Source organism: Acinetobacter sp. YH12023 (assembly GCF_013420135.1).
GTDB lineage: Bacteria > Pseudomonadota > Gammaproteobacteria > Pseudomonadales > Moraxellaceae > Acinetobacter > Acinetobacter amyesii.
Genome location: NZ_VOYU01000016.1, coordinates 35,295 through 43,324, shown reverse-complemented (window position 1 = coordinate 43,324; position 8,030 = coordinate 35,295). Strand labels below are relative to the sequence as shown.

Here is an 8,030-nt window from a genome sequence, read left to right as displayed (position 1 = left end):
GGAGGTAAGAATTGCTTAAGATTTTTAGAACTTTTTTTGGCGGTTATATTCCAAACCATCAAAAACTCAATAGCATGAACTACAGTATTCTAAAGCTGCAACGCCCTATTATTACAGTAGTAAATCCAAATCAAGGTTTAGGTCAAATCAAAGGTACAACAAAAAAAGTAGGGGCTAATTACTCAACTGTCACTGTTTGTGTATTTAAGCGATCCACAAGGGAATTGCTTTGGGAAACCAAATCAAAAACAGATGGTACATATGCTTTTAGAAATATAGCAGTCGGGCTCGAGTGTTTTGTTGTGGCTTTTGATCCTAACAATCAATACAACGCTGTTATTCAAGATAAGGTGATAGCAAAATGAGTAAAACATCAGTCAATGCTCGGCTTAGTATGATCCAGGCTTTTGCAAATTTTATGGATAGTGGTAGCCAGAGTGCTACCGTTATTTTTTATGAAGGTGTGCAGCCTGCAAATACATCAGTTGCAGCTGATTCAAACAATGCCTTAGTGACATTGGTTTTTCCTAAACCCTGCATTAAAGAAACCACGCCAACTTATGTTGAATTACACCCAACTGATATAGGATCAGTTATTAAGACTGGCACTGCAACTTGGGCGCGTATTTATAATGGTGCGGGTGAAGTGGCTGCGGATCTTGCAGTGGGTATTGACATATCGTTAGCTAATACAAATTTAGTGCTTGGCGGCACACTGTCCATCACTTCGATAAAACTCAGACCTTAATGAAAAAGGTGCTCATGTGGATTTTAAAAATAAGCTCGGCACCATTGATGCACACAATCTAAACTTAAACTTTAAATCTGATAACACTGACAGTCACAATATCATCCTGAATTTTGAGCACTTGGCCGATGGCTCAACCAATCTTAATTTTGGTGATGATGTTTCAGCTGAGGTTGATGCGGTATTAGATACTGATTTTGGCTTTGAAGTCACCGCAGTCTATGCGGATAGTGGTGCCAATACTGCATTCATAGACACAGTGCTTGATACTGAATTCGGTTTTGATGCTATTGCGGTATTTAGTGAAAATACTGATGTTGTTGGGCAGATTGATACAGCCTTAGATACTGGTTTTGACTTCGAAATAGATGCATTCTTTGTTGAAAATCTATGCACGGTCGATGCAATTCTTGACACTAATTTCATATTTGAAATCGAAGCATTATTCGATATTAATCATATTTTAGGAGTATCGTTAAGCCTGTGCTCTCAGTTTGAAAAAACAATAGCGTGTCTTTCTGTTATACCAATACCTTGGTCAAAACCAGTTTTAAGAGTCTCAAATGAGACTCTTTTTTATGAACAGAGTTTAGTTCTCTCCAACCAAGTGAGTGTTGAGTTTGAACAGGCCGGATCGCTGAATCGTGTTGTTAGGTCGCTGCATGAGCAAGCAACTGGTCTGAGCTCTGATGCTTACATGGTTTGGGAGGAGGGTGACAAGCGCTTTATTCATCAACGCTATGTACATCAAGACACGATCAAGCTACGTCACAATCGTGAATCAAAATGGCAAGAAATGATTCGCAGACGTAAGCAATTCACCTATTCACATGAAGTCGCAAAGCAATTTGAAAGGTGCTTTTCATTTGAATGGGACATAGGCCTAGAGATAGTCACCAAGTCTGAATTGCCTTGGGATAAAGCCAAATCCATTCATTATCGCAAGCATCCAGTTAAACCTTGGCCAAAGCCTGTATTACCTGAATACGTAGGTGATGGGAACCTTAACTTCATCTGTCTTTGTCATGACGTTGATCCTCACAATGTTGTTTTAAATTTTGGTGCGGATGACTGTATTCCTGCACTACCGAATAAAAACTGGTGGTATATCGTGAATAATTTAAGTGCAGAACGCTTAGATAATGGTGAACCGATTAAAGTCATTAACGGCACTTATAATTGTAGCCGTAGTACGTGGTGCTGGTCATATTCAATTACCGTGGCACATACGGAGAAAGAAAAACTACAGCCAATTGATGATCAGCCGGTAATTTTAAAGTTGATGATCAATAGCTTTGAACATCATGTTCTACTTGAGACTGAAACGGAAACTATTAAGTTTGCAAATAAGTCATATACCTATGATGGTCGAAGTATCACAGCACTCAATGCAGCGGATTACGCAGCTAAACGATCATTCATTCAAGACAATGAGCGAACGTCTGTACAGCTCGTCCAAGCAGAAATTGATCGAGCTCAATCCGGTACTGAATTGGACTGGAAGCTGATTGATGATGTTGGTTGGATCATTGCAACTGAGAGTTTGAGCTATGCGGAACTTGCGCCAATGGACGCAATCAAACAAGTGGTCGAAGCTGGTGGTGGTTTCATCTATAGCCAAAAATCAGGCAATACGCTTTCAATTTTACCGCGCTATAAAAAAGGCTATTGGGATGCGATGACTGTGGATGACTACGATATCTTGATTCCACAGAGCGTCGTGATTCAACAGACGATCGAACAAAACAAGGATTACATCGCCGACTACAATGCGATTAATGTTGTGAACAGTCGAAGTGGCAACAGTTTGACTGTGAAACAGCGCGATACTGCAGGTGATATTCCTCTTGAAGCTGTGACAGGACCAATGTTTGACGTGGTATCAGGGGCAAGCTTTGGCAAGATGGAACTGATCAATGCCAATATTCAAGAATTTCACACCTTGTCAGGTTTACCGGTCTCTCAAGAAATTGGTGAGATGTTGCCAGGTAAAACCGTGGCATTCCACGGACAGTGGTGGGGCGTTGTTGATTCTGTAAGTGGTTCATTTAGTCATGGCAAAGTGATTGAATCCATCAAAGTGGAGCGCATTCATCGTGAGTAATCCTTTATTTGAACTTCGCAAACTGCTGAATCCAACTCATTCAGAATTAATTGGAATAATTACTTCTGCAAGTCATCCTGAGTATCGTGTTCAAGTGGATGGAGGATCAGGACCAGTGCTTTGTACAAGCGGGACGGCCTACAACATAGGGCAACGTGTATTCATTTCAAATCAACAAATTTTACGACCAGCACCAAGTGGTCAACACAGTCAGATAGAAGTCTGAATCATTTAAACAATGGCACCGAAAGGTGCTTTTTTATGCCTAAAAATTAGGGGAATTTAATGGAGCCTGTCTCTACAAGTGGTTTCGCAGCTTTTTTAAAATTTTACGGTGCTGCAGTTGCCGTCACACTGGCCATCTGTTTGGTTGCAACGGTTGTCATTATGATGCGTTTACCGCGCTCACCACAGGAATGGGCTGTAGGCTTAATTTGCACTGTGGTTTCTAGTCTTACTGGAGGCGCATTTATTATTGTGAAATGGGGCTTACATGAATGGGTAACTGATATATGGGGAATGATCGCCCTAGGCGGTTTCTTCTTTATCTGTGGTTTACCCGGGTGGGCTATTGTGCGTTGGACTTTTAATTTTATTAACAAGCAAGAAGGTAAGACGATTATTGAAGTTGTGAAAGAGCTGAAAGATGCGAGAAATGATCTTAGAAAATAATCAAAAAATTTAAAAAGTAAAAAGCCCGTGATTCGCAGTCATGGGCTTTTTTGTTTCACACAAATTGATAAGAAATAAGTGAGAACCTATGAACAAGTTTACCAAAGGTAAATTTAAAATTCATCCAAAAGAGGGCATGGAAATGGAAGGTTATTTGTCAGGCTGGTTGCGATTTTGTGTTGGGGTGGCAATCCTTTTAATTGCAGCAAGTCCATTTATCTATTCGTTGTCATATTTTTTTAATGTACTAGGTGTTGGGCGATGATGAATATTTTTAAAAAGAGATGGCAGGTGGTGATCTGGATCATTAACTTTTTCAAATAATACCGACCGAATATATGGTCGGGTTTTTTATTGTCTGTGCGCCATAAGGCGCTTTTTTTCTACCCAAAGAAAACCCCGATGAGGCAAACATCGGGGTTTTGTTTTTCCCCAATCCACAGAGCGAGGAAAGAGGAAAAGGATGTATGCCTGAAAGTATAACAGTGATTATTAAATTTGTAGAGGCAATCATGGATAAATATGGTTTCTGGAAAGTAACACTCATCATCATATTAATGATACTGGCATGGAAATCCCCTGAATTGGTATCAGCAATCAAAGCTTAAGCCGATCCAATACAAGGTCGGTTTTTTTATTGTCAGTGTATGCGCCATAAGGCGCTATTTTTATGCCTAAGGAAAGTGAAATGAGTAAAAAATTAACAACAGCACAAATTGAAAACCAAGCAAAGTTGCTAGGGGTAGAAACTGCAGCATTACGGGCTGTGATAGAAGTTGAATGTAAAGGATCAGGCTTTAATGCCGACAATACACCAGTGATTCTATTTGAACGTCATGTGATGCGGCAGCGCTTGATTGCCAATGGTCAAGCAAAGACAGTGGATCTTATGATGGTTAAGCGTCCGGATCTATGCAGTAAAAGTACAGGTGGCTATGGTTTGTATTCAGCCCAACATGGTCGCTTAAATGCTGCTGCGCAATATCATCGGGCTTCAGCCTTAGAGTCGGCGAGTTGGGGAATTGGGCAGGTCATGGGCTATCACTGGAAGGCTTTAGGATATTCATCTCTACAAGCATTTATAAATGCGATGTATAAAGATGAAGCCTCGCAACTTGATGCTATGTGTCGATACATTCAAGTGAATGGCCTGGTAAATGCATTAAAAAATAAAGATTGGAAAGCCTTTGCGCGTGGCTATAACGGTATTGCATATGCCAACAATAGTTATGACGTGAAGTTAGCTAACGCGTATAAAAAAGCCCTCAATTGAGGGCTTTACTATTATTAATTGAATGAATCATTTTCATAAATTTACACAGTAACTTCCGTGCTTTGTTAGTGTAGAGCTTTAACACATATATAGGCCTAAGTATGAAAGCGTTAGCAATTATAAGCGTGGTACTAGTAATGGGGCTGGTAGGTTGCCAGCAAAAAGACAGTAATGAAAATGAAGAGACGACAACACCTCATACATTAGATAAAGACTAAAATGCTCCAATGATTATTACAGCAGATATAAAAAACCCTCACTAAGAGGGTTTTTTTAGGATTGGGGTTTTAAGCTTCAACCCAAGTATCTTTAACTTCTTGAGAGTCTTTAGTCAGTACAATTTTCTTGTCTGTAATTTCACCAACCCATGAAACTGGAATTAAGTGGTGGTGGCCGTCACCATGTTTAGTCAGTTTAATTTGATCTGAACCTTGCAAGTGGTCTACTTCACCAACTTTAGTCCCACATGAAGCAATTACATCCGCATGGCTCTTAATATTTTCAACATTAACAGTAGTCATTAGAATATTTTCCTATTTCAATGTGAGTGAGCATTCAGCCTATCGTAAATAGACGCTGATATCAGGGTTTGAAATAGAAGGGATACAAAGGGCTTTATGTTCTTACGTACTTGGCCAGATAAATTACATTGTATTATTTAGAAATAAGTTTTGATTTGAGCGTTTTACGACCTATTCATAGTGTTTTTGGATACTTTTTATCTCTTGGAAATACGAAAACTTGCAAAAATTTTCTTAATTTGCAATCCTTTCGGCCAAGGGTGTCTAGTTAAATTAAGGCAGGTATTTGTTGTAGTCGGGCCGCTATAACGCGGATAACGAGTGCCTGTATGTTTAATTTAAAGATTTTTAACAAAGTCTCTACGGAAGTATTGACTATAAAAAATGATCTCCAGCTTAATTCAGAGCTGCAACTTATTAATAAATATAAATCTTCTGATTCTGATATGTATAAACAAGCGATTGTTTTAATATTAAAAGATCGTGGATATTCAAATTTAGAAATTGGCCAATTATTAGCAAGATAAATTTATTTTTAATCAGCCTTGGAAAAAGAGTGCCATATGGCACTCTTTTGATTTAAGTATAAATTAACCTTTATTGCATTTTGGATCTTGACCTAATGCACGAAGTTTATCCTGCTCTAAACGTTTTTTTAATACATTTTGATTGGCATTGTCTGTCAGAAGACTGCCACGTATTGTATAGATTGTAAGCTTAGAAGAAGTTGAATCTATCGGCGTAATTGTAGTCTTAAAAATATAAGTCCCATATGGCGGTCTGCCATAAAAAGTCCCGATATTATTTTCACGATCTAGGTTAGCTTCAACTTTCAAATAATCATTATAAGTCCTGTATTCCACGCATTTTCCATATGCCTGCTTTAAGTTTGCATAAGATTGTACATAGTCCAAAGGAACTTCTACTGAACCACCACCATTGATTGATTTTGTTACCAATTCAGTTTCTGAGGTTGGTAGCATCATTCGTACACAGCCTTGGAGCAATAACAGTGAAGTTAGTAGCCCTAAGCCAGTAGCTGTTTTAATAAACTTTGACTTTTTTAAGGTTTGCATGTTCAACACCCTCAACAATACGTTTTGTAATAACAATAGATTCTGGCTCAGTCGCTTTAAATCGAGAATCAACTTCATATTCAGCAATGAAAACTAGAGGTTTAGTATTTGGGTTACGATCTACGCCAATAACATAATCTTTATTTTCTTCTAAAGTCACGTTTTTGATTTCAGTAAAGTAACTATGATTTCCAATACCACTCACGAAAACAATATCGTGTTGACCAACAGGTAGTTTGAGTTTCACCTGCGAATGATCAAATCTTGTTTGTGTGGTTGATGGGCTGAGTAGTGAGTTTTCTACAAATTTCACACGTTGCTGGTCAAAAGTGTAAACCGTGTAAGGGTACGCACTTAAAGAACCTGATCCTTGGAAAAACTCATAAGGAATTGTTTTGATCGTGGCATATTTTTGGCCCGAGCTCACGAGTTGGTTGGCATAAGCTTCTCGCTTTTCTGAAATAGGTGCATTTGCAGCAGTATTTAGGTAGCGTGCTTCCTTTGGAATATGTAGCGGTAACATAGAAACAGACTTTTTATTATCAGCAGTTTCTACAACTTGACACCCAGTTAATAGACCAAATAAGCCTAAAAGTAAAAGTGGTTTAATATGCATTATTGATCCAAATTTAATCATAATTTTTGGTAAGCATAATTTACTTAAAATATATTTCGACTGAAATACATTAGGGAATAATTAAATCTAATGGATTAAATTATAATCAATATAATTGTCCAATTTTATCTTTTCTTCTTCGGGCATTTCTTCCCATTTCCGCCCGGCAGGCAATCACAGGCCTGGCCATCTCCGTCGCGGTCTAAACATTTCCAGCCGGTTTGCTCAATCAATCTAGTTAGAATGTTGTAAAAAGCCCAGTTTGGTTGACAAATCCTAGTTTGAGTCTTAAAAGTTGGTTGACAAAACTTTAAAATAGTCCTAAATCAAACATTTATTTAATAAATAACATAGTCATGGAAATATTATTAAAAATTTGTGGGGTATTGGCTGTTCTCGTTGTGCCAATTATATTGGCATTTTTGAATAATAGATTAGCTCACCTAAAGCACTCCAAAGAAAGTAAGGTTGAAGCGTTAAAGCTGGCAGATGAATTTGAATCCTCAGAATTAGAAAAGCGTTCAACTTTGTATAAGGATAGGCTAGCTAAGTCTCTTTTTAACAATGAAGCTCTTACATATAGTGAGGCTAAATTCTTTACCAAGTATGAAAATGCAGATTTGTGGGTAGGTGAATACGTAAAAGTAAGGAATAGGTTGAAACGTGAAAGAGATGAAGACGGGACTTTAATAGAGTTTAAAACTAGGGCTAAATGGTACACGATTGTGCTAGCACTTTTAGGGTATATCGCTTTTGCTTTTGTAGGATTGATCCCTTTTTATAAAGCCCAGAAGTATATAGATTGGATAATAGGCTACTACGATAAAGGAATGCTCTTAAGTGTTTTTATTATTGTTGCATTGCATGCTATTTGTTTGGCTGTTGCATTTTTATGCCTTAAGTATGTTGAGAGGTGTGCTGATGCAAGTATATTTATGAATGACTTTAATAAATACGCTTTTAGGGTTGAGAATATTGAAGAACAGGATATTGGTGAAATAGATAAGGTTGCATAGATTA

Annotated in this window: 13 protein-coding genes; 10 read left to right on the top strand and 3 right to left on the bottom strand. The window is 38.0% G+C overall.

From position 1 onward, the window contains the following. The first annotated feature begins 11 nt into the window (after window positions 1-11). From FTT92_RS15075 to FTT92_RS15040, 8 genes are all read left to right on the top strand, one after another. Window positions 12-365, top strand: a complete 354-nt coding sequence (locus FTT92_RS15075) for a carboxypeptidase regulatory-like domain-containing protein (protein WP_180172515.1) — start codon at window positions 12-14, stop codon at window positions 363-365. Beyond that, window positions 362-748: a hypothetical protein gene (locus FTT92_RS15070; RefSeq protein ID WP_180172514.1), complete on the top strand. Its 387-nt coding sequence runs from the start codon at window positions 362-364 to the stop codon at window positions 746-748. Before FTT92_RS15075 ends, FTT92_RS15070 begins: the two co-directional genes overlap by 4 nt. A 16-nt stretch (window positions 749-764) precedes the next feature. Then, window positions 765-2,852, top strand: coding sequence for a hypothetical protein (locus tag FTT92_RS15065; RefSeq protein ID WP_180172513.1), 2,088 nt, complete (start codon window positions 765-767; stop codon window positions 2,850-2,852). After that, window positions 2,845-3,078 (top strand): hypothetical protein, encoded by a 234-nt coding sequence (locus FTT92_RS15060; RefSeq protein WP_180172512.1) that lies wholly within the window; start codon window positions 2,845-2,847, stop codon window positions 3,076-3,078. Before FTT92_RS15065 ends, FTT92_RS15060 begins: the two co-directional genes overlap by 8 nt. Before the next feature lie 59 nt (window positions 3,079-3,137). Then, entirely contained in the window at window positions 3,138-3,524 is a 387-nt protein-coding gene (locus FTT92_RS15055; protein WP_078190808.1) for a hypothetical protein, read from the top strand. 88 nt (window positions 3,525-3,612) lie between these two features. Then, the gene (locus FTT92_RS15050; RefSeq protein ID WP_171263627.1) at window positions 3,613-3,789 is read left to right on the top strand and encodes a hypothetical protein; all 177 of its coding nucleotides are present in this window, start codon (window positions 3,613-3,615) and stop codon (window positions 3,787-3,789) included. 202 nt (window positions 3,790-3,991) lie between these two features. After that, window positions 3,992-4,132, top strand: coding sequence for a hypothetical protein (locus tag FTT92_RS15045; protein ID WP_180115682.1), 141 nt, complete (start codon window positions 3,992-3,994; stop codon window positions 4,130-4,132). A gap of 80 nt (window positions 4,133-4,212) precedes the next feature. Further along, entirely contained in the window at window positions 4,213-4,797 is a 585-nt protein-coding gene (locus tag FTT92_RS15040) for an N-acetylmuramidase family protein (RefSeq protein ID WP_180172511.1), read from the top strand. A 287-nt stretch (window positions 4,798-5,084) separates the two neighbouring features. Here FTT92_RS15040 and FTT92_RS15035 read toward each other — a convergent pair whose 3' ends face one another. Then, window positions 5,085-5,318, bottom strand: a complete 234-nt coding sequence (locus FTT92_RS15035) for a DUF2171 domain-containing protein (protein WP_180172510.1) — start codon at window positions 5,316-5,318, stop codon at window positions 5,085-5,087. A gap of 329 nt (window positions 5,319-5,647) precedes the next feature. Here FTT92_RS15035 and FTT92_RS15030 point away from each other — a divergent pair, with 329 nt between their 5' ends. Then, window positions 5,648-5,845, top strand: a complete 198-nt coding sequence (locus FTT92_RS15030; protein ID WP_180172509.1) for a hypothetical protein — start codon at window positions 5,648-5,650, stop codon at window positions 5,843-5,845. A 63-nt stretch (window positions 5,846-5,908) separates the two neighbouring features. On the opposite strand, the gene FTT92_RS15025 is transcribed toward FTT92_RS15030, so the two are convergent. Together FTT92_RS15025 and FTT92_RS15020 are read right to left on the bottom strand one after the other, a co-directional pair. Beyond that, window positions 5,909-6,394, bottom strand: coding sequence for a hypothetical protein (locus FTT92_RS15025; protein ID WP_180009667.1), 486 nt, complete (start codon window positions 6,392-6,394; stop codon window positions 5,909-5,911). Continuing rightward, on the bottom strand, window positions 6,363-7,010 hold the full coding sequence (locus FTT92_RS15020; RefSeq protein WP_180009666.1) for a hypothetical protein: 648 nt from the start codon (window positions 7,008-7,010) through the stop codon (window positions 6,363-6,365). The genes FTT92_RS15025 and FTT92_RS15020 overlap by 32 nt, the downstream gene beginning before the upstream one ends. A 356-nt stretch (window positions 7,011-7,366) precedes the next feature. Between FTT92_RS15020 and FTT92_RS15015 the strand changes: the two genes are divergently transcribed. Beyond that, window positions 7,367-8,026 carry a hypothetical protein gene (locus FTT92_RS15015; protein ID WP_180172508.1) on the top strand — a complete coding sequence of 220 codons (660 nt, stop codon included), beginning with the start codon at window positions 7,367-7,369 and terminating at the stop codon, window positions 8,024-8,026. The last annotated feature ends 4 nt before the right edge of the window (window positions 8,027-8,030 follow it).

Coding starts and splice junctions, on each gene's coding strand:
- FTT92_RS15070 (WP_180172514.1), top strand. CDS start 362: ATGAGTAAAACATCAGTCAATGCTCGGCTTAGTATGATCCAGGCTTTT.
- FTT92_RS15055 (WP_078190808.1), top strand. CDS start 3,138: ATGGAGCCTGTCTCTACAAGTGGTTTCGCAGCTTTTTTAAAATTTTAC.
- FTT92_RS15050 (WP_171263627.1), top strand. CDS start 3,613: ATGAACAAGTTTACCAAAGGTAAATTTAAAATTCATCCAAAAGAGGGC.
- FTT92_RS15045 (WP_180115682.1), top strand. CDS start 3,992: ATGCCTGAAAGTATAACAGTGATTATTAAATTTGTAGAGGCAATCATG.
- FTT92_RS15040 (WP_180172511.1), top strand. CDS start 4,213: ATGAGTAAAAAATTAACAACAGCACAAATTGAAAACCAAGCAAAGTTG.
- FTT92_RS15035 (WP_180172510.1), bottom strand. CDS start 5,318: ATGACTACTGTTAATGTTGAAAATATTAAGAGCCATGCGGATGTAATT.
- FTT92_RS15030 (WP_180172509.1), top strand. CDS start 5,648: ATGTTTAATTTAAAGATTTTTAACAAAGTCTCTACGGAAGTATTGACT.
- FTT92_RS15025 (WP_180009667.1), bottom strand. CDS start 6,394: ATGCAAACCTTAAAAAAGTCAAAGTTTATTAAAACAGCTACTGGCTTA.
- FTT92_RS15020 (WP_180009666.1), bottom strand. CDS start 7,010: ATGCATATTAAACCACTTTTACTTTTAGGCTTATTTGGTCTATTAACT.
- FTT92_RS15015 (WP_180172508.1), top strand. CDS start 7,367: ATGGAAATATTATTAAAAATTTGTGGGGTATTGGCTGTTCTCGTTGTG.